The sequence below is a fragment of the Exiguobacterium sp. s133 genome, assembly GCF_018618595.1.
Lineage (GTDB): Bacteria > Bacillota > Bacilli > Exiguobacteriales > Exiguobacteriaceae > Exiguobacterium_A > Exiguobacterium_A oxidotolerans.
The window spans coordinates 123,850-148,978 of sequence record NZ_JACSMK010000006.1 but is presented as its reverse complement, the minus strand read 5'-3'; the positions used below and the strand labels follow the sequence as shown (position 1 = coordinate 148,978).

The following is a 25,129-nucleotide window of genomic DNA, read 5'->3' as shown; positions in this document are numbered from 1 at the left end:
TTTTAAGGTTCATCTTTAATAATCAAGGCATGAGGAAGTTATTAAAAGGGAGTTGAACACTATGCAGGCAAAGACGTTGAATGGTGTACAAGGGCGGACGGAGCTTAAGCACGAGCTATCAAAAATGGATTGTTACCTGCTTCGCCATCGATTGAAGCACGTCATGGAGGTCGATCCTCATGCAAACGAGGAAGGCAAATATCATATTCGAAGCGTGTATTTCGATAACATCGATAATAAAGTGCTAACGCAAAAAAAAGAAGGATACTACGACCGAGATAAATTTCGTGTGCGGTTGTATGACCATCGTATCAGTCTTCTCCATTTGGAGAAGAAAAGTAAGCGTAATAATCTCACGTACAAACAAAAATGTCGCATTCGTATTGAAGAGTATGAAGACATGCGAAATGGCGAGATTTCTTGGATGGAACATGATGAACGAATGTTGATTCGTGAACTCTATATTGAAATGAAGATGTATCACATCAAACCAATGACCGTAGTGGATTATGAACGTGAAGTGTTCATTTATCATTACGGGAATGTCCGGGTCACGTTTGACAGTGATATCAAAACCAGTTTTCGAAATAATGACGTTCTCAATTTTGATTTGCCGATGATTGAAACGAATCCGGATGTCGTCATTTTAGAAATTAAGTATGACGAATTTCTACCGGATGTCATAAAAAAACTTCTTCAGATTGGTAACAGACGAAAAGGAACGTATTCAAAATATCAAATGAGTCGAATGTACGGATAATAAAAAAGACTAACGTATAAAAGATTAGTCATTTGGAGGAATAGAAATGGAAAATATAACTTTTGATGATATTTTCAAGTCCAATATTTTAGAGAAAACAACGAGCTTTTCAATTGTTGATTCTTTGATCGGTTTAGTGGCAGCGTTTATTTTAGGTTTATTGATTTACACGGTATATAAAAAGACATTTGCCGGCGTGATTTATTCTCATACGTTCAACATCTCGCTGATTATCATGACGATGGCGACTTCACTCATTATCATGGGGATTTCGTCAAATGTCTTGTTGTCTCTTGGTATGGTTGGTGCGCTATCGATCGTCCGTTTCCGGACACCGATTAAAGATCCGATGGACATTGTTTATCTTTTCTGGGCAATCGTAGTCGGGATTTTATGTGGAGCAGGATTCGTTCCTCTGGCAGTATTAGGTTCTATCGCCATTGGTCTAGTTTTAATTTTGTTCGTGAATAAAATCAAAATCGAAAATCCTTATTTACTTGTTATCAAATATAACGAAAATTCAGTCATTGAATTAGTGGATCATGTCGTCAAGAATTATGCGAAGAAACATACAGTCAAATCAAAGTCTGTGTTACCCGGTAATCAGTTTGAGGTGACTTACGAAATTCGTGTTAAAGAAGACGATATGGAATTTTTAAACACACTTTCAGATATGAAAGGTGTCCAATCAGCGGTCATGATCAGTTACGACGGGAACTTTACTGCCTAATTAAAAGAGAGAACCTCAAGTGGCAGCAAGAAAACTCTTGCTGCCACCGCTGTTTCAATTAAACGGATTACTTAAGATTTACGTAATGGAGGGGTGGAAATGTTAATAAAAAAAAGATGGATTATCACGTTAATGCTCGTTGCGATTTTCTTTACAGTGGGGAGCCTTTATACGGTTCAAGAGTTTCAACTACAAAAAGTAAATTCTGCGTATTCGTATGACGAAACCATGTTTAATAAAGATGAAGTTTCTACTATTGAGATTTCAATGGATGACGATGAATGGGAGGATTTGATTGAAAATCCGCTTGAGGAGGAGTATAAAGAAGCTTCTATCACGATTAATGGAGAAGAAGTTTCGAATGTAGCCATCCGTACAAAAGGAAACTCCTCATTAACATCAGTTGCTCGTGATGAAGATTCAGACCGGTATAGCTTAAAAGTAGATTTTAACTATTATGATTCCAATCAAAGTTATTATGGTCTATCCAAACTCAATTTAAATAACAACTTTAGTGACACGACACAAATGAAAGAGTTTGTTTCTTATGAATTGATGGAGCAAATGGGAATAGAGACACCGGAGCATGCCTACATGAAGGTCATGGTGAATGGAGAATACTATGGACTGATGCTCGGTGTAGAAGCAATTGACGAGACGTTTATCGCCCAAAATTATAATACGACGGAAGGGTACTTGTATAAGCCGGACGGTACAGGTAGTGATTTGGTTTATATAAGTGATTCACTTGAAGATTATGACGGTATCGAAGTTGAAATGAATGAAGAAAGTGTAGACGAATCTGAACTGATCTCGATGCTGAAAGCCATCAATGAAGGGGAGGGGTATGAGGATTACCTGAATACGGATGAGATGCTCCGCTATTTTGCCCTGAACACGTCTTTAGTCAGCTTAGATAGTTATCAAGGCCAACTGAAGCATAATTATTATCTCTACGAAGATGCAGACGGTGAATTTTCGATTTTACCTTGGGATTATAATATGTCGTTTGGTGGATTTAACATGGGTGGTGGCGGTCAGGGTGGACCCGGTGGTCAAGGCGGACCGGGCGAAGAAGCTACACAAAATGGTGCAGACACACAAGGTGAAGAAGTAACAGCTCCTGAAACTAGACCGGAACAAGTTCCGCCCACGCAGGAGTCTGATACAGATGCAGAACCGGTAACTCCTCAAGCAGGTGGAGGGAATCAAGGTGGCGGAACGCAGGCTGGAGAATTATTAAGTGAAGACACGATCAACTTCAGCATAGATCAGCCCGTTTCTGGTACAACTTTATCTGAACGTCCTTTGTTGAACGTACTATTAAGTGACGAAACCTTATCGAAGCAATACGAGGAGTATCTGGAAGAAATTGCGACTGAAATTTTAACTGAAGAAAACGTGGAGTCTATTACGTCGAAGCTCGGTATCTTATTAGAACCCTACGTCGACAGCGATCCTTCTAAATTCTTTACAACGGAAGAATTTTTAGAAGGTGTCAGTGGTGAAAACAGTCTCCCAGAGTTTGCTAAACAACGCAGTGAATCAATATTAGCTCAATTATCGGGTGAACTCGTGGTTGACGCTGACGAGGTAGCTGAAAACAATTCAGCTGCAAATCAAACCCCAGACAATAATAAACAAACTACGAATGAAGAAGGTGCACCAGCACAACCAGGAGGGAATATGGGGCCAAGACCCGATATTAACTCGATGACAGATGAAGAATTTAATCAATTTGTCGAACAGATTCAATCTGGAAATCTGCCAATCGCCTTACCAGATGATTTTGAGACGATGACGATTGAAGAGAAAAAGACGTACCTCAATGAAAATATGGGGGGCGGACAAGGACAAGGACAAGGACAAGGACAAGGACAAGGACAAGGACCGCCTCAAAATGCTGATGGAGAAAATCCAAATAACAATCAACCCTTAAATAATGAAGCGAGTAACAATGCAGACAGTGAAGAAACGAGTGGAGACTATACGAAGAGCGATGCGTATATTCTGTTTGCATTCTTAATGAGTTCAGTCGGTGTGATTGTTGCCTTTCGTCGCATCGGACGATAAAACATTTAAAAGCAGCCAAGACGAGAACCTTCGCCATGGCTGCTTTTTCTCTTCTTAAGTACGTTCAAGCACGTTTGCTAACATCCGGTGTACCACGTCATGATCGCGGGCATCATATAACTGATAATCTTTCCCTGGTAAGGTATAGACGTCTGTTGCACCGGCATATAAAATCGCAAGCTCCAGCATGCCGTCCTCCTGGCATGTCGTCCGTAATTCCAGTTCACCGCGGATGACGCCGACTTCATTTGTCATCACACCATGCGTGGCGGTGAAAGTAGAGGTTTTCGTTTCCATCGAATCAGTCCTTCCGGATAACTTGATTTATGGGGAATGTGTGCTTCTTTTAGTAATAACATGTGTTTAACATCGTTTGTAATGCTGTTTTTTCAGCTGCTTGGAGACTTAAGCCCCAGCGACTTTTTGTATGGATCCACATCTTCGAGTAACCACAGCTTGCACCCGAGCGTGTCGGTTGCCATGTTGATGGATCCTGGTCTCCTTTTGAACGGTTCGAGCTTGCAGAAACCGCAATCAGTTGCGGACCTTCGAGGTCGTTTGCGAATGCTTGACGGGTCGTCGTCGTCCAGTTGCTTGCCCCAGAACGCCATGCTTCAGCGAGCGGCACGACGTGGTCGATGTCGAGATCGGACGGGTTCGTGAACGTCAGTCCATCGTAATAACTGTACCATGAGCCGGACGTGACCGGACAATTGCCGACGTAAGAATCCGCATCGCGTTTCAAGACGACTTGACGTGTGTCACAGCCGCTTCCCTGGCTGCTCCAATGCGGGAAGAGATCACGGGAGTAACCGGTCATCGTGCCCTCGGTCTTGACCGTTAATGCATTTAATTCAGACTGAGCGGTTGCTTTTGACGGAAGTCCGGACGGGAGTGCCGAGACGGGTGAAAGGTCGAACTGAAATGCAGTGAGGAACAAGACAACGGATACGGCGAGTAACTTGAGTTTCTGGAACATGAACTGCCTCCTCTTATGTAGGTTATGATGAGAGAATCCTCTTACATTTTTCAGTATGCCATTGAATATTTTTTAAAGGGTTGAAATCATGTAAAAATTACAAAAATTAAATGGTATTGACATGGACAATATGAAGACACAAAGAAAGTAGATTTATAAAACTGCCATAATAATAAAACTGCCATAATAATAAAACTAGGAACTTTCGATGAAATAAAACGTATTAATTGAAAAAGGGGCTGAGACCATGAAAAAAAGGTTACATTCATCTATTACATCTATCGTTCTTTTAACTGGTTTAGCGTTCGCGGTAGCCATTTCACTCGTCTTCGTCCAACGCCACCTTAATACGGTTCAGATTGAGTCGATTGTCGAGCAAGCGGATGAACGAGGTCTCGGCTACGAATTGGTGATCCATGAACCAATTACGAACTCTTACAGTTTTAGAGCCTTCGAACAGGATTGATACGAATTCCGTCGAAAGGAGAAATCCATTGAAAGCCATCAGCCAGTTTTTACTGTTTTATGCCGTTACGGTGATGATCATTTATGTCGTCTCGATTTTTCTGCCGGTCGCGCTGAATTTCATCGTCTACTTTTCCATCGCGTTGCTGATTGTTCTGGTCGGTTATCTAATTCGACATTATTTATTCAGTTCCCGGGCAAAGAATTGAACTCTGTCAGCGAATCTGATTCAAATCTTGTATAGTAAAGGGGTACCTCTGTTCGATTCGGACAGGAGGCACTCCTTTTTTAGGAGCCACGAGGAATTCAAACGCCAAGGAGCTGAAATCGCATCATGAACAAACAAGACATCAGTGATATCCGTCGCCATTTTAAGGTCGACTCGGAACTACTTAAAATCAACGAAATTTATAATGTATATATCCGCAAGGAAACGAGTGAAATCTTTTATGAAGAAAGCCGGCCGTTCGCTTTTCTCGAACTCGAGCAACAGGAGCTGTTCCTCGCGAACTTTAAAAAAGTCTTGACCGGTAAACTCGACATTAAGCTGTTTGAAGTCAAGTTCCAGCAGCCGGAAGAAGGGGCGACGGGCCATACGCAGCAGTTGCTGTATGAAGGACTCTACACGGAAGAAACGGAAGACTGGACGGAGCAAATGCAACAGATTGCATTGAAGATGGTTCAGGACGTGCAGTACGACAACGATATCGTCGTCACGTTCATCCGGGGGCAGTATTACAAGACGACGAAACGGCAGGCAGACGAGACGGAGGTCGATAAAAACGATGAAGTCTATACGACGCCATTCATCCTCAGCAGTCTCAACCAGACGGAACTACCGAAACAGTCGCTTGTCTTTGACTATGTCGATCTCGAATTTAAGTCGAACCTGCTGATCAACCCGGTCATTAAACTCGCTTCACCAATCGGCGGCTTTTTATTCCCGTGCTTTACGGACAATGCGGCGGACGTCAACCGTGTCCTCTACACGGCGAGTAAACCGAACAAACCGGACCTTGCCTTCATCGAAAATGTCCTGAACGGGGACCAGATCGTGACGGCGGAAGAAGATAAAGCGGTCTTTGAAGAAATCGTCAAACTCGTCATCGGCGAAGAAGTCGATTCAAAAACGCTTGCCGGCGTCTATGAGGAAGTCAATCACCTGCTTGTGTTTGAGGATGAAAAAGAAGACGAGCCGGAAGAAATCCCGATGCTTGACGTCAAAGAAGTCGAACGGGTCCTAAAAGCGAGCGGCATCGAAGACGTCGACACGGAACAGGTCGAGCGGGCCTTTAAGACGGTCATCGATGATACGGCATACGAAATGAAGGCGAGCAACATCGTCCCGAACTATGAAGCGAAGTCGATTAAAATCAATACGAAAGTCGCAAACATCACGGTCAGTCCGCAAGACTTGAAGTACATCAAACAGGTCAACTACAACGGTAAACAGTGTCTGTTGATTGAAGTCGAGGAAGATACGATTATTGACGGCTTTAAGCTTGTTTCCGAAGAAAATATTTTAAGTTAAGTCAAAAAGCCACTCATTTTACGTCATTCCGGTAAGGAAAGCGCGCGAAAGATAAGTGGCTTTTTTTGAATCATCCAGAATGATTGATTAATCGGATAAAGATGCGTATGATTGGTTTTGTAAGCGGTATCTTTTTATTGATAAAGGGATCCTGAAAATTTTTTGAATATTTACGAAAGCGGTTTCGATACTTATTTTTACAAATGAATGATCTCTGATAAGCAAGCAAATGATGGAGTTAAAGGAGGAAGATGCATGGGACAGGATTATCAGCAATTGGTCGATCGGTTAGCGGAAAAAACGACTGGTAAACTGCAAGATGGCGTTGAAGTCGTCATCAAACCGGTGCCGGACCGCCAAGAAACAGGTGTGCTCGATCCACGGGTCATTGACGTGATGCAGCAACAACAAGACAGTCAACCGGCAGCACCATTTTCACTCGAAGCGGCACGGGCCGGGATGGGTTGGATCAATACTGATCTGACGACGACAGACATCACGACGGAAAACATCACGATACCGAGTGCCGAGCAACCGATTCCGGCACGAATCTATCGTCCCCGGTCGACGGAACCGTTACCGGCTGTTCTCTACTTTCACGGCGGCGGCTTTTTCGGCGGGACGCTTGAACCGGTCGAGCACCCGTGTAAGTTGCTGGCAGAAAGGGCGCACGTCGTCGTCATTTCCGTCGATTACCGGCTGGCACCGGAACATCCTTTCCCGAGCGGTCTGAACGATTGTTTCGCGGCCGTCAGATGGGTCTACGAACAGGCGCATGAGCTCGGCATCAACAGCGAGCAGCTAGCCGTCGCCGGCGACAGTGCCGGCGGCAACCTGGCGACCGTCTGTGCCCTGCTTGACCGCGAACAACAGACAGAGATGATCCAGTACCAAGTCCTGCTCTATCCGGTCGTTAATCTTGCCGCCTTGCCGACGGACGACTTCGAGTGGCGTCTTGACGCGTACGAGATGAACGAAAATCGTGAGTTACTTGAAGGGATTGTCACAGCACTTGAAGACACGGATGGCTTGTTAAACCGCTTGTACCTGCAAGGGACGACGGACGTACAGGATCCGCACGTCTCACCACTCTTCAGTGACAAGCTGGCAGAATTACCGGAAACGTTAATCATCACGGCAGAGTACGATTACCTCCGTCTTGAAGGCGAAGCGTACGGACGGAAACTCGCGCGGGCCGGCGTCAAAACAAAACGGATTCAGTACAACGGCATGGATCATGCCTTCATTGAAAAACTCGGGCAATACCCGCAAGCGGAAGACTGCATCACGGAAATCGCGAACGGTCTTCAGAAACGGTTTGCTGAGATAAAATCTGATACAAACACCATAGGGGGATGAGCAGATGACGACATACACGCTAGATTGGGACGCTTATACAGCACTTGCACGAAAGACGGCCGCAGAAGGCGCGGTCCTGTTAAAAAATGATAATCAGACGTTACCACTTGCTACCGGGACAACGATTTCTGTTTTTGGACGCAATCAGTTCAATTATTATAAAAGTGGAACAGGATCAGGTGGAATGGTCAACGTCTCATACGTAGTCAGTCCGCTCGAAGCCCTGCAACGTCATCCGGATTTGACACTGAACCAGTCGTTACTCGACGTCTATGAAGCATGGCTCGAAGATCACCCGTTTGATAAAGGGGAAGGTTGGGCGGCAGAAACATGGTCACAGGAAGAAATGCCGGTTAGCGATGAGTTGGTCGCAGCCGCAGCGGAACAGTCAGATGTCGCCATCGTCATGATCGGCCGGACAGCCGGTGAAGACCGGGATAACACGGCGGACCCGGGCAGTTATCTGCTGACGGACGTCGAGTTGACGTTGATCGAAAAAGTCTCGCAGACCTTCCCGAAGACGGTTGTTTTACTGAACGTCGGGAACGTCATCGATATGCAGTGGGCAGTCGATTTCAATCCGAGTGCGATTCTGTACGGATGGCAAGGCGGGATGGAAGGCGGCAATGCTTTGGTCGATCTCTTGACGGGCGCTGTCACACCATCCGGGAAACTGCCGGATACGATTGCCCGTTCACTTGATGCGTATCCGTCGACACCGTACTTCGGTCACGAAGACCGGGCGATTTACAAAGAAGACATCTATGTCGGGTACCGTTACTTCGAGACGTTTGCGAAAGACGACGTTCTCTATCCGTTCGGATTCGGCTTATCGTATACGACGTTTGACGTCGCGACGGAGACGGTCGATATGACGGATCAACAGGTGACGTTAACCGTCACCGTCACGAATACAGGAGAGCACAGCGGAAAAGAAGTCGTCCAGGTCTATCTTGAGAAACCACAAGGGAAGCTCGGCAATCCGGCGCGCGGACTTGTGACGTTCGCGAAGACCCAACTCCTTGAAGCGGGTCAAAGTGAAACGCTGACGTTAACGGTTCCACTGACGGAATACGCGAGCTACGATGACTCCGGTCTGACCGGTCATAAATCGTCTTACGTCATCGAAGCGGGAGCATATCATCTGTACGTCGGAACAGATGTCCGGACGGCGGCGCACGTGGCCACGCAAACGATCGGGCAGTTACAGGTGATCGAGACGTTAAGCGAAAACATGGCACCGGTCACGGCATTCGACCGCTTGAAGCCGCAACAGACGGAGACCGGTTACGACGTGTCGTACGAAGCAACACCGCTGCGGACGATTGATCCGGAAGCCCGTCGCTTAGCGGAACGTCCCGTAGAGCGGATCTACTCGGACGATCAAGGACTGACATTGCAGGACGTTTACGAAGGCAACACATCACTCGACGTGTTCCTCGATCAGTTGACGGATGAGGATCTCGCCGCAATCGTGCGCGGTGAAGGGATGAATTCACCGCGTGTCACACCGGGAACAGCGGCGGCGTTTGGCGGCGTGACCGACCGGCTGACGGCGTTCGGGATCCCGGCAGCCTGCTGTGCCGACGGTCCGTCCGGCATCCGGATGGATATCGGAACAAAAGCCTTTTCACTTCCGAACGGGACGCTTGTCGCCTCGACCTTTAACGTCGAGCTCGTGGCGGACTTGTTTGAGATGACAGGTCTTGAACTTCGGAAAAACGGCGTCGATACCTTGCTCGGACCGGGCATGAACATTCACCGTCATCCGCTCAACGGGCGAAATTTCGAGTACTTCTCGGAAGATCCGCACCTGACGGGGATGATGGCGGTCGCTGAACTGGACGGGATGCACCGGGTCGGCGTGACGGGAACACTTAAACATTTAAGCGCCAACAACCAGGAATTCCATCGCCATGATCTCGATTCGATTGTCTCGGAACGGGCCTTACGGGAGATTTATCTCAAAGGATTTGAGCATGCTGTCAAACGCGGACAGGCCTATGCGATCATGACGACGTATGGTGCCGTCAATGGCCTTTGGACCGCAGGACTCTACGATCAGAATACACGGATTCTGCGTGACGAGTGGGGCTTTGAAGGTGTCGTCATGACCGACTGGTGGGCGAAGATCAATGCTGAAGGAACGGACGCGAACCGTCAACAAACGGCAGCGATGGTCCGTTCGCAAAACGATTTATACATGGTCGTCGGTGAATCGGGTGCCAATCCGTTTGAGGATGATACATTAACATCAATCACTGACAGCACATTGACACGGGCGGAGCTACTCCGGAGTGCATCAAACATTTGCCGCTTCATTCTCCGCTCACCGGTCATGGAACGGGCGCTTGGTCAAGAAGCGACAGTTGAAGTGATAGGATTACCAGAAGAAACAATGGATACAAACGAACAAGCCATGACGCATCAACCACTCATCAGTGGTGTGCCACTGGTCTTCGATGAACTTGTTACGTCAACTGGGAACAGTCATGTTTTTGCTGTGACTGCAGAAGAGACAGGTATGTATCATGTTTCGCTAGAAGTACGTTCGTTTGCCGGTGAGCTGGCGCAGATGCCGGTGACGCTGTTTGCGAACAATATGCCGGTCGCGACCTTTACATTCAACGGGACGAACGGCGAATGGGTGACGCAAACGAAAGACGTTTTCGTCTTTAATCCGCATAATTACTTCAAGCTCTACTTTACGCTCGGGGGTCTTGATGTGAAGCAAATTACTTTCACGTTGACGGAGTCGTTCGATATGAAGAACGGGTAAACTAAACACCAGGCAGTCAGTTGCTGCCTGGTGTTTGATGTGTGTAAAAGGAGGACCCGATGCAATTCTCAAAAATAAAAAAACAGATGTTGTCGTTTGTCGCACCATCGCTTCAGACACGTATAAATCTCTATGCAACAGTCGATCGTCATTTTCATGACGGCGAAGCTCGAGTCTGGATGACACTGGATGGAAAACCCTTTTTTAAGGCCGAAGATTTACGTTTTACATTAGAGTCAGATCGTCGTTATGCGTTGGTGAAGAACCGCTTGCCGGAAAAGCCGGAACAGATTACGTTGGAAATCTTTCAATCAGACTGGTATAAGGCATCAAGTGAATTAGACCAGCAAATCGAACGGGAGTTGGAACAAGAGGGATGGCATGCCAATTATGCCGTCCAACAGGATTTTCTGTTGTACCCGACACTATCAATTGAAGAAGCGTTGACGCATCCCCATGCCTTTATCCGCGGCTTTGCCTTGCTCGACCGGCGTGTCGGAAAGCGGCGGCTTGAACGGGTGACCTGCGACACACCATTTGAATTCACCTGTTTAAAGATTCGACTGGAAGCGGTAGCGAACTGACGACAAAAAGAGCAAGGCGCGTGGCCTTGCTCTTTCACATGATTACATTAAATCGAAAACGAATTGACGGCGTGAATGCCTTCCTGTTCGACGAATTCGTCGAGCAGCGCCCGGACGTCGTCCGTTGAATTCGTTTCCATCAAACGGGCGCGCAATTCGCTCGCCCCGCGGAAACCGCGGACATAAATCTTAAAGAACCGACGGAGCGGTTTGAACAGACGGGGTTCGAATTCCGCTGAATACTGATCGTGCAGGTCGAGCTGCAGACGTAACAAGCCTAGTAACTCTTCGCTCGAGTGCTCTTTCTTTTCGACTTCGAACGCAAACGGGTTATGGAAAATCCCGCGACCGATCATGACACCGTCGACACCGTACTGCTCGACGAGTTCCAGACCGTGCTGCCGGTCGTTGATGTCCCCGTTGATTGTCAGGAGCGTTTGCGGCGCGATTTCATCGCGGAGTTTCTTGATTTCCGGAATCAGTTCGAAGTGCGCCGGGACGGCACTCATTTCTTTACGCGTCCGCAGGTGAATCGACAGATTGGCGATGTCCTGCTCGAGAATGTGGCGTAACCAGTCGTGCCACTCCTCGATTTTCGAATAGCCGAGACGCGTCTTGACGCTGACCGGCAGACCGCCGGCTTTCGCTGCTTGAATCAGTTCGGCCGCAACGTCGGGACGGTTGATCAAGCCTGATCCTTTTCCGTTGACGGCGACGTTCTGGACCGGGCAACCCATGTTGATATCGATGCCTTTAAAGCCCATTTCCGCCATCCCGATACTCATCTCACGGAAATATTCCGGCTTGTCGCCCCAAATGTGGGCAACCATCGGCTGTTCATCTTCCGTGAACTCGAGGCGTCCGCGGACACTCTGTTTGCCTTTCGGATGACAGTAACTCTCGGTGTTCGTAAATTCAGTGAAGAAGACATCCGGCCGCGCTGCTTTCGCGACGACGTGACGGAAGACGACGTCGGTGACATCTTCCATTGGTGCAAGTACAAAAAATGGTCGTGGCAGGTCCTGCCAAAAGTTGTTTTTCATCGTATATAAAACCCTTTCCTTAAGGTAATTCGTTTTGTTCAATTAAAATTTCATCAACTATATACTTTAAGCGTATTGCAGAAAAAGTGCAAGCAGCTGACTCCACAGATCGTAGGAGTCAGCTGCTTGCACACGTCAATCATTTCAATGGATTGTAGTTCAGCGCCGTTGCTTTCGTGACATGACCATTTTGATCCTTGTAGATGATGTGTTCTGCCGTCAGCTGCGTCGGGCTTTCAAGTCCGGCCGCTGCTGTCAAATTATAGAGCCCTTCCCGAAGCGAGATGATGTAGTTCGTCACCCGGAAGCTCTTCTCGTCGACGATGAGGGCCTTTTGCAGTTTCGGATCCGTCGTCGCGACACCGACCGGACAATGGTTTGTGTGACAGACTTGCGCCTGAATGCAACCGACGTTGAACATCAGGCCGCGGGCGATGTTGACGAAATCAGCACCGAGCCCTAAGGCGACGGCAATCTTATCGGCACTGATCAACTTACCGGACGCAAACAGTTTGATCCGGTCACGAATCCCGTATGCCACGAGGAGTTGATGGACATAGGGGAGCGCCGATTTGATCGGAAGACCCGCCGCGTCGGCGAGCTCCTGGAACGACGCCCCGGTCCCGCCTTCGCCGCCGTCAATCGTAATGAAATCAGGGTGTTTGCCGGACTCCGCCATATAGGCGACAAGATCCTTGATATCATCGACTTTCCCGACGACGATTTTGAGGCCGACCGGCTTCCCACCGATGTCGCGTAACTTCTCGACGAACGTTAGCATCTCGGCGTTCGTCTTGAACTCATTAAAGCGGTTCGGACTATCGATGCCGACACCGGCTTTGACTTTCCGGACTTTGGCGATCTCCGGTGTGACCTTTTCACCTTCGAGGTGACCACCACGCGTTTTTGCACCTTGGGCAAGTTTTAATTCGAATGCTTTGACTTGGGGAATTTGACTTTTCTGTTCAAATTCTTCGAATGAAAAGTCACCGTCTTCCGTCCGGACGCCAAACAGTCCGGGACCGATTTGGCAAATGATATCGACGTCGCCTTTTAAATGATGGTCGGACAGACCGCCTTCGCCTGTGTTCATCCAGGCGCCTTGAGCGCGTCCGAGGCCAATCGACAGCGCAGTGATCGCTCGGTCTCCAAGTGCACCGAAGCTCATCGCCGATTGTCCAATCAGTCCGCGGACTTGAAACGGCTGGCGGCACGTCGCTTCACCGATGATGGGGGCGTCGTCGTCCTGTAATAAAAAGGGCGCGACTTGTTTTTCGACGAGATGTTCTTTCCGGGTGAATAAATTATCTTGATCGAGTTCATATAAGTAGGTTGGAACTTTGTTATCGTTCGCGACCCGGAGTTCATCGCGGTTCGTCGGAAAGAGGGCATTCTGGATATAAAAACCGGCTTCATCGAAGTCACGTTCTGATCCAAAACCGAGAATCCGTGAATTGTATTTACCGGCGATGACGGCTGATTTGTAATCGTTTCGGGAAAATGGTTTTCCTTCATTGTTGTTCAAGAACAGGTATTGCCGAAGTTCCGGACCCATCTTTTCTAAGATATAACGCATTTTACCGAGGACGGGAAAATTTCGGAGGACGGCATGTTCTTTTTGACGTGAATCGGTCACCCATAAGTAGAGAACGACAATAAGCGGGACGATGAAGACGAGCGCAACGAGCAGAAGTAAGGTAATCAAGATGACGGTATGGATGGGCATGAGTGGACCTCCTAAGCGAACTGTAGTCTTAATCCGATACCACTCACGAGACGCTAACAAACCTAACTAACTATGTGAAATATTCGTATTGTGTTGAAACTAAATACTAGTGTGGTGCGTAGGATAATAAAACTTCTGAATTTCGAAAGGATGAAGAGCCATGCACACACTTTACATGAAACAGAAAGTATTCAGTTTACGGGGACGTTTTTCGATTCAAGATCAGCAGGAACAGGATGTCTATCTTGTCGAAGGGAGCTTCATGCAAATTCCGAAGACCTTTTCGATTTCGAGCGTCGACGGGGAAGAAGTCGCCGTCATCACGAAGAAAGTATTCAGCCTGTTGCCGAAGTTTTTTGTTGAGGTCGATGGCGAAACACTGACGATCGAAAAATCATTTACATTCTTTAAAGACCGTTACACGATTGACGCGGCAGATTTAGAAATCGACGGCGATTGGTGGGACATGGATTTTCAAATCAAACGTCATGGGGAAGTCGTCGGGAGCGTCGAGAAAAAATGGTTCACGTTTGGTGACAGTTACGAGATTCAAGTCTTTGACCCGGATGTCGAGAAGGTGTTGATCGCGCTGGTCGTCGCAATTGACTGTGTCAAAGAGGACGAAGAGGCTAGTTCATAAACCGAACCCAGGGAGGAACCGATGAAAGCACTTTTGATGAACCAGACGATGGATTTGAACCGTCGTTTTACGATTGAAGATGAAGCCGGACACGTCACGCATGAAGTGACCGGGCAGTTGTTGCAAATGCAGAAAAATTGGCAACTCGTACAAGAAGCTGCCGAGGTCGGCCGCGTGACGAAACAGACGTTCAGCATGCTGCCGCATATCCTTGTGGAAGTGGACGGGCGTGTCGTTGCGACCATTCAAAAAACCGGGTTTTTGATGTTTGCGGATTACCGGATTGACAGCCGGGACCTGCAGATCGACATCAACTGGGCGACGATGACGTTTAGTGTCACGTATCAAGGAAACAAAATCGGTCAAGGCAAAAGACGGTGGGTTCGCCTCATCAAACAGTATGAATTGACACTGTTCGACGAGACGGCGGAGACACTGTTTTTAAGTGTCGTGCTCGGACTCGACCGGGCGAAAGCAGACAAAACGGTCTCGACGCTGTTTGCGGACAATTGGGCAGGGGGAAAGAAGTAAATGGAACAATGGGATATCTATACAGCGGACCGCGAGAAAACAGGACGGACATGGACACGGGGAAAGAAGTTACAAGACGGCGATTATCATCTAGTCGTGCACGTCTGTCTGTTTAACTCAAGCGGCGAAATGTTGATTCAGCAACGGCAACCTTTCAAAGAAGGCTGGTCCAACTTATGGGACTTGACCGTCGGGGGAAGTGCGGTCGCGGGAGACACGAGCCAGCAGGCGGCGGCACGGGAGCTGTTTGAAGAGATTGGCCTGCGCTATGATTTTGAGGGCATGCGCCCGCATTTGACGTCACATTTTGACGAGGGATTTGATGACATCTACTTAATCGAAAGGGATGTTGATTTAACATCACTCGTCCTGCAACAGGAAGAAGTGCAAGCTGTCGCCTGGGCGACGGAGGAGGAAATCATCGCCCGGATTCAAGCAGGGACGTTCATTCCGTACCATGAAGGTTTAATTTCGACATTGTTCGCGTTACGTAAACAACGCGGCAACATCACATCATACGCGTTATTGTAACTAAAAACCCATCGTATTTTTGTCAGGAAACACGATGGGTTTTTGCAATGTTACGCCGTTTTTTTCGAAGCGGGTTGCGTCTGCTTCAGTTTTGTTTCAGGTAGGAAGAAGCTGAACAGCAGATAAGTCGAACAGCTGACGAAAAAGACGACCATCGAGACGGTATAGCCCATATGACCGAGGGCATAGCTCCAAATGATGGTGAAAATCGTCTGCGTCGCATAAGCGATTTCCCAAAACAGACCGAAGAGGACGGTGATTTTTTGCGGGGTCATCCCTTTCATCTCATGTGCCAAGTTCGTGAAAATCGGATACTGGATGTACATCGCAAAATCGGAAATGGAGGCAAAGATGTACGAAACGAGTGGCGAGATGTTGCCGAACGCAACCATAACGATGAAACTGCCAATCATGATGAGTCCGCTGGTCAGGAGAATCGGTTTTCGCGGTGTTCCGCGACTGCCGATTTTCAGACCAACAAAGTTCCGATGATTCCGGCACCGGAGACAAGCAGATTGACGAGTGAGCCGTTCAGTTCGGTATACGTATCGAAAACGGCTTACTCGATTTCGAGAAAACCGTTTTTGAACTCGAACGTTACGGTCGGTACAACCAATCAGTGGAATCAGAAGAGATCTAACTGGTCGAAAACGAGAGCATCGTCAACTTCTGTCACGAGAAATACATCGGGATTGCGAAGTTGTTGTCCTTGTTCAAAACCAAAAGAGGCATCGAGTGAGTGGAGGTATAGCGCAAGTAGATTGCCATGCGTGACAAGAAGAGTTGTCTCAGCAGAATGGGACCAAACGTCATTCAGGACGTCTTGGATTCGCCGCGTCGCCTCTGCGCTCGTTTCTCCACCGGGGCATGCGTAATCAAAGTCGGTAAACGTCTTTTGGAGATGCTCCTGCCAATCGGTCAGTGGTTGACGACTTAAAACGCGTTCACGCAAATCATCTTGGATTTCGATGGAACAATTTGTCTGAAAAGCAACAGCTTCGATTGATTCAATTGCTCGGCGAAAAGGGCTTGATAAGATACGATCCACGGAACGGGATTCAAAAAAAGAAACCAATTCTTTAGCTTGTCTATGGCCGTTCTCCGTCAACGGAGCGTCCGGTTCTTGTCCTGATGCTTCGCAGTGGCGGATCAAGTAAATTTTTTTCATGTTAATCCTCCTAATTGACTGTAGTGATTTACTTTTTCTAGAAAATCAACATCGATTCCTGTTTCAGTCTATGAAAGAAGAAATGAAAGAATAAACTAAAACGGTTGACAAACAATCATAAGATTACTAGTATTAAAAACAATTCAGGTGATTATGTCACCTCAGCAACCGAATAAAAGAGAAAGCTATGATTGTCATGGGTCACACTATGGCAGGAGCAGCTTCTGGAGAGACCGCATGATGCGGCGCCGAAGGGTTCACAATCTCAGGCAAAAGGACAGAAGAGTAGTACTAAATCTTGATTCTTTGAATTGGCGTCGCCAGTCAAGGGATGATTATTTGCTATTCTGATGATTTTTTTGAGATTGGACACCCGTCCAGTCTCTTTTTTTTGTTGGACTGACAGAACAGTCCGACCGGGGGAACTAGAGAAAGCATTCAAGGAGGAGTTCAGGTTTGGAACAACAAGAAGGATTGAAAAGGGATTTATCGAATCGGCACGTCCAGTTGATTGCGATTGGTGGAACGATTGGGACAGGATTGTTTTTAGGATCTGGGAAAGCGATTCAACTCGCGGGACCATCGATCGTCTTTGCGTATTTACTCGTCGGGATTGCGATTTTCTTCGTCATGCGGGCACTGGGAGAATTGTTATTGTCGAAAGCCGGATACGGATCATTAACGGACATCGCAGAAGATTATCTCGGTCCACGTGCCGCGTTCGTGACCGGCTGGACGTATTGGTTCTGCTGGATCATGACGGCGATGGCGGACGTCATTGCGGTCGGCGTGTACGTGAAATACTGGTTCGATATTCCGCAGTGGATTCCGGCTGTGATCTCGCTCCTGATTTTACTCGGCTTTAATTTACTGACGGTCAAACTGTTTGGGGAACTTGAATTTTGGTTCGCTTTGATTAAGGTCATTACGATTTTAGGTTTGATTGGTGTCGGGATCGTCTTACTGATCATCGGTTTCCAAACCGATTCAGGTCCTGTAACCGTCAGTAATTTGTGGCAACACGGCGGAATGTTCCCGAACGGTGTGACCGGCTTCCTGTTGTCGTTCCAGATGGTCGTCTTCGCCTATGTCGGAGTTGAATTAATCGGGGTCTCAGCAGCGGAAACAGCGGATCCGAAAAAGAACATTCCGTCCGCGATCAATAAGATTCCGTTACGGATTCTCTTCTTTTACGTCGGGGCGTTACTGGTTCTCCTGATGATCAATCCGTGGACGGGACTAAATGCGACGGAAAGTCCGTTCGTTAAAACGTTCAGCTTGATTGGAATCCCGCTTGCTGCCGGCGTCATCAACTTCGTTGTCTTGACGTCTGCTGCCTCAGCCTGTAACAGCGGAATGTTCTCGACAAGCCGGATTCTCTATAATCTCGGAAATCAAAAACAGGCACCGGCTAATTTTTCGAAGCTCAACAAAAACCATGTTCCGGCGAACGCTTTGTTTGTCTCGACACTCGTCGTATCGGGCGGAGCGTTACTCAGTAAATTGATCCCGGGACAAGCCTTCAGCATCGTCACGACAATCAGTGCGATCTGTTTTATCTGGGTCTGGGGTGTGATTCTCGTCTGTCACTTGAAATATAAGAAAACACAACCGGAACTGCATGCGGCGTCAACGTTCAAGGCACCGTGGACACCGTTCGTCAACTACCTCGTCCTCGGATTGTTCGGACTGATCCTCGTCGTCATGCTCGTCGCGGATGAAACCCGTCCGGCCTTACTCCTGACACCGGTCTGGTTCATCGGATTGTTTGTCCTGTATCAGTTGCGGACGAAAAAACATCAAAAAGCAGAACGGCACAGTGCGTGATGAAAAAAACAGAGCAACGTCTGACAAAGGCGCGCTCACTTTTTTCACCCGCGCTCCTGAAAGACAAAGACTCGATTGCCTGCCGAAGAAGACAGGGAGTCGGGTCTTTGTCGAGCTGTCGCAGTGGCAGACTCAGCGATGAAACTGTCCGTCCGCCAACTGTTTCTTCAATGCCGTCGCTTTTTTACGGATGGCCTGCTGATCCGCTTTGTCCCGCTTGGCCCACTGCCGGTACATCATCGTCATCCGTTGATTGCCGGAGAAGCGTTCCTCGTGCCTCGCGATGAAGTCCCAGTACAAGGCATTGAACGGACAGGCCTCGTCACTTAGGGCCTCCTTCTGATTAAAGGGACAGTTCCCGCAATAGTCGCTCATTTTATGGATGTAGTTCGCCGACGCGATGTACGGTTTCGTCGAGAGGAGACCACCGTCGGCATGCAAGGCCATGCCGAGTACATTCGGAAGGACAACCCAGTCATAGGCGTCGATGTACATTTCATTAAACCAGTCCGCCGTTTGTTGCGGCGAAATCTCAAACAGATTGGCAAAGTTTCCGAGCACCATCAGCCGCTGGATATGGTGATTGTGCGCCGTTTCGATGACAGGGCGGAGCGACTCGGCGACGCAGGTCATCGTCGTCTGACCGTCCCAGAAGAAGTCCGGCAAGTCACGATCGTGTTTGAGGACATTGACCTGTTCATAACCGGGCATCTCACTCAAATAGACGGCCCGCATGTACTCACGCCACCCGAGAATCTGGCGGATGAACCCTTCGACGGCATTGAGCGGCGCCTCCTGTTCTTCGAGCGCTGCGGCAACGGCTTTGATGACTTCGTCCGGTGACAGCAACCCGATATTGATCGACGAGGAAAGGAGAGAGTGTGATAACGTATCCTTTCCTGTCAGCATCGCGTCCTGATAGGTTCCGAATGTCTCAAGCCGTTCGTCGATGAAACGGGCGAGTGCCCGCTGTGCTTCCTGTCGTGTGACCGGCCAGTGGAACGTATCGAGCTGCCCCGGATGATCGGCAAACGTCGTCTCGACTTTGTTGATGACGTCACGCGTAATCTGATCCGGCCGGAACCGGATCGGTGCTTTAAAATCGACGCCGTCTTTCGCCGGTTTTCGGTTATCGGCGTCAAACGACCATTTTCCACCGAGCGGTTTGGTTCCGTTCATTAACAGGAGGCGGTCTTTTCGGAGTTGACGATAGAACCGGTCCATCTTCCACGGTTTGTCCCCGAGCATGGCGACGGCTTCGTCCTGTGTCAGCAAAAAGAGCGGAACGTCGGAACAGACATCGACGGTGATTGTCTTCGGAAGACTTTCCTGGAATTTTTTCATGGCACGGCGCATCGGTTCGTCTGTGATGGCTGTATAGAGCAGGTGCGTCGGTTTGTATTGTTGCTGGTGCTGCTTCCATGCTTCGTCAAACGAATCCGCTTCCCGGTAATCGACCGTAAACCCTTTATTCCGGAGTTCGTCTGCGAAATGACGCATCGCTGAAAAAATCAGCACCAGTTTTTGTTTGTGGTACATTTTCCAGGTCGAGCGGGACGTTGCTTCGACCATCAGGATGACATCGTGTTTCGGATCCGCTTCCTGCAGAAGCGGTAACGTGTGGTTCAGCTGATTGCCAAAAATCCAGCGTGTCGCCATGAATCATTCCCCCTTTTTCTTCTACTAGAGTATATATCCGCTTTCTCTGAAAGTATGTCTCAGGATGTGCGCGTGCGATTCAGGGAAAGTGCATCTATTTTAAGTCGGAAACACCCAATATTTTAATATATGAACGACCTGTGATAGGGTTATAATGGAAAGGTAAGTTGTCGTCATGAGAGCGCTCTATTTTTCATGGCAGGTCCATAATATCAACGGGGATAGGAAGGATATCATGAGCAGTATGCCTAAACAAACAGACGTAATATTGATTGGTGCAGGAGTCATGAGTGCGACGCTAGGGGTCTTATTAAAAGAGCTCGCGCCTGACATGACAATTAAAGTGTTCGAGAAGTTACCGAACGCAGGGGAAGAAAGTTCGAATGAGTGGAACAATGCGGGCACGGGTCATGCCGCGTTATGTGAGCTCAACTATACGACAGAGAATGCAGACGGAACGATCGATATCAGTAAGGCCGTGAAAGTAAATGAACAATTCCAACTGTCACGCCAGTTTTGGTCGCATCTCGTCAAAGAAAACGTCTTACCGAATCCAGAAGAATTCATTATGCCGATTCCGCATATGAGTATGGTCGAAGGAGCGGAAAACGTCGAGTTTCTGAAAAAACGATTGGAAGCGCTATCAGCGAATCCACTCTTTAAAGGGATGGAATTTTCCGATGATCCGGAGCAGCTGAAGCAATGGATTCCGCTCATCATGGAAGGGCGGACGTCACCGGAACCGATCGCTGCAACAAAAATTGATTCGGGGACAGACGTCAACTTCGGTGCGCTGACACGGATTTTATTCACGCACCTCGCAGGACAGGGCGTTGAAATCAATTATGGGCACGGCGTCGAAGACTTGAAACGAGTCGACGGCGGCTGGGAAGTCAAAGTCAAAAACGAACAGGACAACCGGATTGAACATCATACGGCGAAGTTCCTCTTTATCGGCGGCGGTGGCGGCAGTCTGCCATTGCTCCAAAAAACAGGGATTCCCGAATCAAAACAAATCGGCGGATTCCCGGTCAGCGGTCTGTTCCTCGTCTGTAAAAATCCGGACATCGCGGAACGGCACCATGCAAAAGTGTACGGGAAAGCGAAAGTCGGAGCACCTCCGATGTCGGTCCCGCATTTGGATACACGATACATCGACGGGCAGAAATCACTGTTATTCGGACCGTTTGCCGGGTTCTCACCGAAATTCCTTAAGACCGGTTCGAATCTCGATTTGCTCGCGTCCGTCAAACCGAACAATGTCTTGACGATGCTTGCTGCCGGAGCAAAAGAAATGGGCTTAACGAAATATTTGATTGAACAAGTGCTGCTTTCGACAGAACAACGGATGAACGAGCTACGTGAATTCATTCCGAACGCAAAAACTGAAGACTGGGATGTCGTCGTCGCGGGACAACGCGTTCAGGTCATCAAAGATACACCACAAGGAAAAGGGACGCTCCAGTTCGGAACGGAAGTCGTCAGTGCGGCGGATGGGTCCGTTGCGGCCTTACTCGGTGCGTCACCGGGAGCTTCGACCGCTGTACCGGTCATGCTCGAAGTGCTCGAAAAATGTTTCCCGAATCAAATCGACGGTTGGACAGCTAAAATCAAGGAGATGATTCCGTCATACGGAACATCGCTTGTTGCGCACCCGGATCTGTTTGACGAAATCCATGCGGAAACAACCGAAACACTTAAACTAACAGCCGCACAACCGATTCATTAAAAACGACAAAATGAAAAGCCCTGTTTCCTAATCGTTAGGAGACAGGGCTTTTCATATGGATTATCCGCGCTGGCGGAAAAATGCTGTTTTCTTTAAAGCTGCGCTGACCGGAATCGCAACGAGGATTCCGACGACGTTTTGAACGAGGTTACCTGGGATTGAAGCAACAGGAGCGATCCAGTTACTATAAAGAATCCCTTCACAGATATAGTAAACGCCAAGCATAAATGGAACAGAAGCAATCATTGCGAGTACGTTGACGCTGACATTCGTTGCTTTACGACCATATGTCCAGGCAATATAACCGACAACGAAACCTTGCAGACCACGTCCGACGAACGAGAACGGAGCCCAAAGTGTCCAGCCTGATACGATATCGAAGAGTCCCATTCCGACTGCTCCGGCGATCATGGCAGTTCGCGGTCCGAACAAGAGGGCGATAATGAACAACATGGCCGTCCCCATATGGACAAGTCCGCCGTTCGCTGCGATTGGCAATTTAATATTAATAAAGAATGTTGCGACAAAAACAAGTGCAATCGACATCGACGTGATGACGAGTTGCCGGGTACGAGTGCTTGAATACGGTGTTGCGTTTTGCATGAGTCAGACCTTCTTTATGATAGATTTTGAATAGCTTAAATCTATCAAAATACTGGACTAGCTAAAAGTGTCAATATCGAACAATTTATAGGGGTCAGTTGAACCGTTGCTTTTTATACTGAAGAGGGAAGACGGCGTATGTATTCGTTCAAATTCGCTTCTGCTTGTTTTTCGCGTTGGAGCAATACCATTCAGGATACGCGTTAAAAGATCTGTGTTTCACATAGTGCTTCAGCCAAATGGTCTCGGAAAAGATTTATTTTCCATTGATTCCTACGGGAACAGTGCGTTATTAACGCACTCAGCGTGTAGACAAACGCTTATGAAGCGTGAACATGCGATAACGAGAGGCAATCTGTTCGCGCTCCCCTGTCTCGCCTCGTCTTCAAAGCGGCAATCGGTCACGCCGCTACAGCAAAGCTGCAGGGTCGCGATCGATTGCTTTTCGCTTTAAAAGCGATTCGAGACGGATTGCGCTCTAAGCCGTCTGCATGCCTGGATTTCCCTCACGGTATTACCTAAAAAGTGTCACGTTTCGTTGACTCCTGCGGGGAAAAGTGCGTTTTTAACGCACTTTCAGAGGCAGGCAAGACCCTCCCTGCTCATTGTCCGCTAGGACCAAGGAGCAACGGCTTGCGCCTCGCCCGAGGAAAGCAATGAAAAAAAGACGCTTGATCTCCCGATATCACTTTGTCTACAGTCTGAAGTGCGTTATTAACGCGACTTGCCAGAGGTAGGCGAGACCCTACTCATTGTCCGCTAGGCAAGGAGCAATGCCCGAGGAAAGCAATGGAAATAAGAATCGTACATCGATGAAAACATAGTATTTAAATTAAAAAAACGCCTTGCCGAAGCAAGACGTTTAAACGATTAATTGCGAATCATATGATCGAAGGCACCAAGTGCAGCTGTCGCGCCTGAGCCCATCGAGATGATGATTTGTTTATACACACTGTCGGTACAGTCACCTGCTGCGAACACACCAGGGACATTCGTCGCACCATGACGGTCGACGAGGATTTCACCGAATTTGTTGCGTTCCACCGTATCACCGAGCCAGTCCGTGTTCGGCACGAGACCGATTTGGACGAAGACGCCTTCCAGCTCAACGTGTTGTTCAACGCCTGTTTCACGCTCGACATAGGTGATGCCGTTTACTTTATCCGTCCCCGTGATTTCCTTCGTCTGGGCGTTTGCGACGACCGTGACGTTCGGAAGACTTGCGAGACGTTGTTGTAAAACTGCATCTGCCTTCAGTTCAGGTGCGAACTCAAGGACCGTGACGTGTTTGACGAGACCTGCGAGGTCGATTGCCGCTTCAACACCGGAATTACCGCCGCCGATGACCGCAACGCGTTTTCCTTCGAAGAGTGGACCATCACAATGTGGGCAGTACGCGACACCTTTGTTCTTGAACTCAAGTTCGCCTGGGACACCGACGTTACGCCAGCGTGCACCTGTCGACAAAATCAACGTTTTCGTTTTGAGGACCGCACCATTCTCAAGTTCCAGCTCAACGAGGTCTTTTTTCTCGAGACGTGTTGCCCGTTGCAGGTTCATGACATCGATGCCATACTCCTTGACGTGTTCTTCAAGACTCGCGACGAGTTTCGGACCTTCCGTGTACTTCATGCTGATGAAGTTTTCGATGCTCATCGTATCCATGACTTGTCCGCCGAAACGTTCTGCGACAATCCCGGTCCGGATGCCTTTACGTGCTGCGTAAATCGAGGCACTTGAACCGGCAGGACCGCCACCGACGACGAGGACGTCGTACGGATCTTTGTTAGCGAAATCGGCTGCATCTGTACCCGTACCGAGCTTCGCAAGAATCTCTTCGAGTGACATCCGTCCGTTCCCGAATGCTTCGCCGTTGACGAAGACCGTCGGGACAGCCATGATTTCTTTTTGCTCGACTTCTTCTTTGAACGCTCCACCGTCAATCATCGTGTGACTGATGTTCGGGTTGAGGACGCTCATGACGTTCAAGGCTTGGACGACATCCGGGCAGTTGTGACAGCTGAGGCTGATGTACGACTCGAAGTGATACGTCTCTTTGATGCCTTTAATTTGTTCGATGACAGGCGCATCGATCTTCGGCGCACGACCACTGACTTGGAGCAAAGCCAAGACGAGTGACGTGAACTCGTGACCGAGCGGAATCCCGGCGAACGTAATTCCACTTACTTCACCAGCGCGGTTGACGCTGAAGCTCGGTGTCCGGGCGAGCGTCGCCTGTTCGATGCTGATGCGTGGTGACATACTCGCGATTTCTTCGACGAGTTCGCTCATCTCGAGTGAGACGGAGTCCGTCCCGGCGCTGACGGCGAGGACGATGTCTCCTTCTAACAAATCGAGGTATTGAGCGAGTTGTGCTTTAATATCTGCTGCTAAAGCCATCTCAAATCCGCT

The 25,129-nt window shown here is 48.4% G+C and carries 23 protein-coding genes and 1 riboswitch; of the genes, 14 read left to right on the top strand and 9 right to left on the bottom strand.

What is annotated here, in order from left to right; all coding sequences use genetic code 11:
- The first annotated feature begins 61 nt into the window (after positions 1-61).
- The 3 genes from KNP96_RS10180 (at position 62) to KNP96_RS10170 (ending at position 3,563) form a co-directional block, all read left to right on the top strand.
- On the top strand, positions 62-760 hold the full coding sequence (locus KNP96_RS10180) for a polyphosphate polymerase domain-containing protein (RefSeq protein WP_088838291.1): 699 nt from the start codon (positions 62-64) through the stop codon (positions 758-760).
- Positions 761-806: 46 nt separating this feature from the next.
- The gene (locus KNP96_RS10175) at positions 807-1,490 is read left to right on the top strand and encodes a DUF4956 domain-containing protein (RefSeq protein ID WP_214770308.1); all 684 of its coding nucleotides are present in this window, start codon (positions 807-809) and stop codon (positions 1,488-1,490) included.
- A 99-nt stretch (positions 1,491-1,589) separates the two neighbouring features.
- Complete coding sequence (locus KNP96_RS10170) at positions 1,590-3,563, top strand: CotH kinase family protein (protein WP_214770305.1); 1,974 nt, start codon at positions 1,590-1,592, stop codon at positions 3,561-3,563.
- Positions 3,564-3,617: 54 nt separating this feature from the next.
- On the opposite strand, the gene KNP96_RS10165 is transcribed toward KNP96_RS10170, so the two are convergent.
- Positions 3,618-3,860: a hypothetical protein gene (locus tag KNP96_RS10165; RefSeq protein ID WP_214770302.1), complete on the bottom strand. Its 243-nt coding sequence runs from the start codon at positions 3,858-3,860 to the stop codon at positions 3,618-3,620.
- Between the two features lie 49 nt (positions 3,861-3,909).
- On the bottom strand, positions 3,910-4,542 hold the full coding sequence (locus KNP96_RS10160) for an HNH endonuclease family protein (protein WP_214770299.1): 633 nt from the start codon (positions 4,540-4,542) through the stop codon (positions 3,910-3,912).
- 247 nt (positions 4,543-4,789) lie between these two features.
- On the opposite strand from KNP96_RS10160, the gene KNP96_RS10155 reads away from it, so the two are divergent.
- From KNP96_RS10155 to KNP96_RS10130, 6 genes are all read left to right on the top strand, one after another.
- Positions 4,790-5,008, top strand: coding sequence for a hypothetical protein (locus KNP96_RS10155; RefSeq protein ID WP_088838286.1), 219 nt, complete (start codon positions 4,790-4,792; stop codon positions 5,006-5,008).
- 28 nt (positions 5,009-5,036) lie between these two features.
- Positions 5,037-5,216, top strand: coding sequence for a hypothetical protein (locus KNP96_RS10150; protein WP_012371875.1), 180 nt, complete (start codon positions 5,037-5,039; stop codon positions 5,214-5,216).
- Between the two features lie 125 nt (positions 5,217-5,341).
- The gene (locus KNP96_RS10145; RefSeq protein ID WP_214770296.1) at positions 5,342-6,538 is read left to right on the top strand and encodes a DUF4317 domain-containing protein; all 1,197 of its coding nucleotides are present in this window, start codon (positions 5,342-5,344) and stop codon (positions 6,536-6,538) included.
- Positions 6,539-6,793: 255 nt separating this feature from the next.
- On the top strand, positions 6,794-7,897 hold the full coding sequence (locus tag KNP96_RS10140; RefSeq protein WP_088838283.1) for an alpha/beta hydrolase: 1,104 nt from the start codon (positions 6,794-6,796) through the stop codon (positions 7,895-7,897).
- Between the two features lie 4 nt (positions 7,898-7,901).
- The gene (locus KNP96_RS10135) at positions 7,902-10,676 is read left to right on the top strand and encodes a glycoside hydrolase family 3 protein (RefSeq protein ID WP_214770293.1); all 2,775 of its coding nucleotides are present in this window, start codon (positions 7,902-7,904) and stop codon (positions 10,674-10,676) included.
- A gap of 59 nt (positions 10,677-10,735) precedes the next feature.
- A complete protein-coding gene (locus tag KNP96_RS10130) occupies positions 10,736-11,260 on the top strand; it encodes an SF0329 family protein (RefSeq protein WP_088838281.1) in 525 nt (174 codons plus the stop codon).
- A gap of 47 nt (positions 11,261-11,307) precedes the next feature.
- Here KNP96_RS10130 and KNP96_RS10125 read toward each other — a convergent pair whose 3' ends face one another.
- Positions 11,308-12,303 carry a tRNA dihydrouridine synthase gene (locus tag KNP96_RS10125; protein ID WP_214766257.1) on the bottom strand — a complete coding sequence of 332 codons (996 nt, stop codon included), beginning with the start codon at positions 12,301-12,303 and terminating at the stop codon, positions 11,308-11,310.
- Positions 12,304-12,442: 139 nt separating this feature from the next.
- Positions 12,443-14,029 (bottom strand): FMN-binding glutamate synthase family protein, encoded by a 1,587-nt coding sequence (locus tag KNP96_RS10120; protein ID WP_214770289.1) that lies wholly within the window; start codon positions 14,027-14,029, stop codon positions 12,443-12,445.
- A gap of 160 nt (positions 14,030-14,189) precedes the next feature.
- Here KNP96_RS10120 and KNP96_RS10115 point away from each other — a divergent pair, with 160 nt between their 5' ends.
- Genes KNP96_RS10115 through KNP96_RS10105 form a run of 3 tightly spaced genes read left to right on the top strand, consistent with a single transcriptional unit; the run spans position 14,190 to position 15,731 of the window.
- A complete protein-coding gene (locus KNP96_RS10115; protein WP_214770286.1) occupies positions 14,190-14,669 on the top strand; it encodes an LURP-one-related/scramblase family protein in 480 nt (159 codons plus the stop codon).
- Positions 14,670-14,690: 21 nt separating this feature from the next.
- Positions 14,691-15,200 (top strand): LURP-one-related/scramblase family protein, encoded by a 510-nt coding sequence (locus tag KNP96_RS10110; protein ID WP_214770283.1) that lies wholly within the window; start codon positions 14,691-14,693, stop codon positions 15,198-15,200.
- Positions 15,201-15,731: an NUDIX hydrolase gene (locus tag KNP96_RS10105; protein ID WP_214766265.1), complete on the top strand. Its 531-nt coding sequence runs from the start codon at positions 15,201-15,203 to the stop codon at positions 15,729-15,731.
- Between the two features lie 50 nt (positions 15,732-15,781).
- Here the strand turns inward: KNP96_RS10105 and KNP96_RS10100 are convergent, their stop codons facing one another.
- Together KNP96_RS10100 and KNP96_RS10095 are read right to left on the bottom strand one after the other, a co-directional pair.
- A complete protein-coding gene (locus tag KNP96_RS10100) occupies positions 15,782-16,144 on the bottom strand; it encodes a hypothetical protein (protein WP_214770280.1) in 363 nt (120 codons plus the stop codon).
- 212 nt (positions 16,145-16,356) lie between these two features.
- The gene (locus KNP96_RS10095) at positions 16,357-16,899 is read right to left on the bottom strand and encodes a histidine phosphatase family protein (RefSeq protein WP_214770277.1); all 543 of its coding nucleotides are present in this window, start codon (positions 16,897-16,899) and stop codon (positions 16,357-16,359) included.
- Between the two features lie 214 nt (positions 16,900-17,113).
- A riboswitch (glycine riboswitch) is annotated at positions 17,114-17,190 on the top strand.
- Positions 17,191-17,355: 165 nt separating this feature from the next.
- Between KNP96_RS10095 and KNP96_RS10090 the strand changes: the two genes are divergently transcribed.
- Positions 17,356-18,726 (top strand): amino acid permease, encoded by a 1,371-nt coding sequence (locus tag KNP96_RS10090; protein ID WP_214770273.1) that lies wholly within the window; start codon positions 17,356-17,358, stop codon positions 18,724-18,726.
- 132 nt (positions 18,727-18,858) lie between these two features.
- On the opposite strand, the gene KNP96_RS10085 is transcribed toward KNP96_RS10090, so the two are convergent.
- The gene (locus tag KNP96_RS10085) at positions 18,859-20,385 is read right to left on the bottom strand and encodes a cryptochrome/photolyase family protein (RefSeq protein ID WP_214770270.1); all 1,527 of its coding nucleotides are present in this window, start codon (positions 20,383-20,385) and stop codon (positions 18,859-18,861) included.
- A 235-nt stretch (positions 20,386-20,620) separates the two neighbouring features.
- On the opposite strand from KNP96_RS10085, the gene KNP96_RS10080 reads away from it, so the two are divergent.
- Complete coding sequence (locus KNP96_RS10080; RefSeq protein WP_214770267.1) at positions 20,621-22,114, top strand: malate:quinone oxidoreductase; 1,494 nt, start codon at positions 20,621-20,623, stop codon at positions 22,112-22,114.
- Positions 22,115-22,174: 60 nt separating this feature from the next.
- Here the strand turns inward: KNP96_RS10080 and KNP96_RS10075 are convergent, their stop codons facing one another.
- Positions 22,175-22,717, bottom strand: coding sequence for an ECF transporter S component (locus tag KNP96_RS10075; protein WP_029332126.1), 543 nt, complete (start codon positions 22,715-22,717; stop codon positions 22,175-22,177).
- A gap of 870 nt (positions 22,718-23,587) precedes the next feature.
- Complete coding sequence (ahpF, locus tag KNP96_RS10070; protein ID WP_214770265.1) at positions 23,588-25,117, bottom strand: alkyl hydroperoxide reductase subunit F; 1,530 nt, start codon at positions 25,115-25,117, stop codon at positions 23,588-23,590.
- Between the last annotated feature and the right edge of the window lie 12 nt (positions 25,118-25,129).

Bases quoted from the DNA above. Each gene is read 5' to 3' on its own strand.
- KNP96_RS10180 (WP_088838291.1), top strand. From the start codon at position 62: ATGCAGGCAAAGACGTTGAATGGTGTACAAGGGCGGACGGAGCTTAAG.
- KNP96_RS10175 (WP_214770308.1), top strand. From the start codon at position 807: ATGGAAAATATAACTTTTGATGATATTTTCAAGTCCAATATTTTAGAG.
- KNP96_RS10170 (WP_214770305.1), top strand. From the start codon at position 1,590: ATGTTAATAAAAAAAAGATGGATTATCACGTTAATGCTCGTTGCGATT.
- KNP96_RS10165 (WP_214770302.1), bottom strand. From the start codon at position 3,860: ATGGAAACGAAAACCTCTACTTTCACCGCCACGCATGGTGTGATGACA.
- KNP96_RS10160 (WP_214770299.1), bottom strand. From the start codon at position 4,542: ATGTTCCAGAAACTCAAGTTACTCGCCGTATCCGTTGTCTTGTTCCTC.
- KNP96_RS10155 (WP_088838286.1), top strand. From the start codon at position 4,790: ATGAAAAAAAGGTTACATTCATCTATTACATCTATCGTTCTTTTAACT.
- KNP96_RS10145 (WP_214770296.1), top strand. From the start codon at position 5,342: ATGAACAAACAAGACATCAGTGATATCCGTCGCCATTTTAAGGTCGAC.
- KNP96_RS10140 (WP_088838283.1), top strand. From the start codon at position 6,794: ATGGGACAGGATTATCAGCAATTGGTCGATCGGTTAGCGGAAAAAACG.
- KNP96_RS10135 (WP_214770293.1), top strand. From the start codon at position 7,902: ATGACGACATACACGCTAGATTGGGACGCTTATACAGCACTTGCACGA.
- KNP96_RS10130 (WP_088838281.1), top strand. From the start codon at position 10,736: ATGCAATTCTCAAAAATAAAAAAACAGATGTTGTCGTTTGTCGCACCA.
- KNP96_RS10125 (WP_214766257.1), bottom strand. From the start codon at position 12,303: ATGAAAAACAACTTTTGGCAGGACCTGCCACGACCATTTTTTGTACTT.
- KNP96_RS10120 (WP_214770289.1), bottom strand. From the start codon at position 14,029: ATGCCCATCCATACCGTCATCTTGATTACCTTACTTCTGCTCGTTGCG.
- KNP96_RS10115 (WP_214770286.1), top strand. From the start codon at position 14,190: ATGCACACACTTTACATGAAACAGAAAGTATTCAGTTTACGGGGACGT.
- KNP96_RS10110 (WP_214770283.1), top strand. From the start codon at position 14,691: ATGAAAGCACTTTTGATGAACCAGACGATGGATTTGAACCGTCGTTTT.
- KNP96_RS10105 (WP_214766265.1), top strand. From the start codon at position 15,201: ATGGAACAATGGGATATCTATACAGCGGACCGCGAGAAAACAGGACGG.
- KNP96_RS10100 (WP_214770280.1), bottom strand. From the start codon at position 16,144: ATGATTGGCAGTTTCATCGTTATGGTTGCGTTCGGCAACATCTCGCCA.
- KNP96_RS10095 (WP_214770277.1), bottom strand. From the start codon at position 16,899: ATGAAAAAAATTTACTTGATCCGCCACTGCGAAGCATCAGGACAAGAA.
- KNP96_RS10085 (WP_214770270.1), bottom strand. From the start codon at position 20,385: ATGGCGACACGCTGGATTTTTGGCAATCAGCTGAACCACACGTTACCG.
- KNP96_RS10080 (WP_214770267.1), top strand. From the start codon at position 20,621: ATGAGCAGTATGCCTAAACAAACAGACGTAATATTGATTGGTGCAGGA.
- KNP96_RS10075 (WP_029332126.1), bottom strand. From the start codon at position 22,717: ATGCAAAACGCAACACCGTATTCAAGCACTCGTACCCGGCAACTCGTC.
- ahpF (WP_214770265.1), bottom strand. From the start codon at position 25,117: ATGGCTTTAGCAGCAGATATTAAAGCACAACTCGCTCAATACCTCGAT.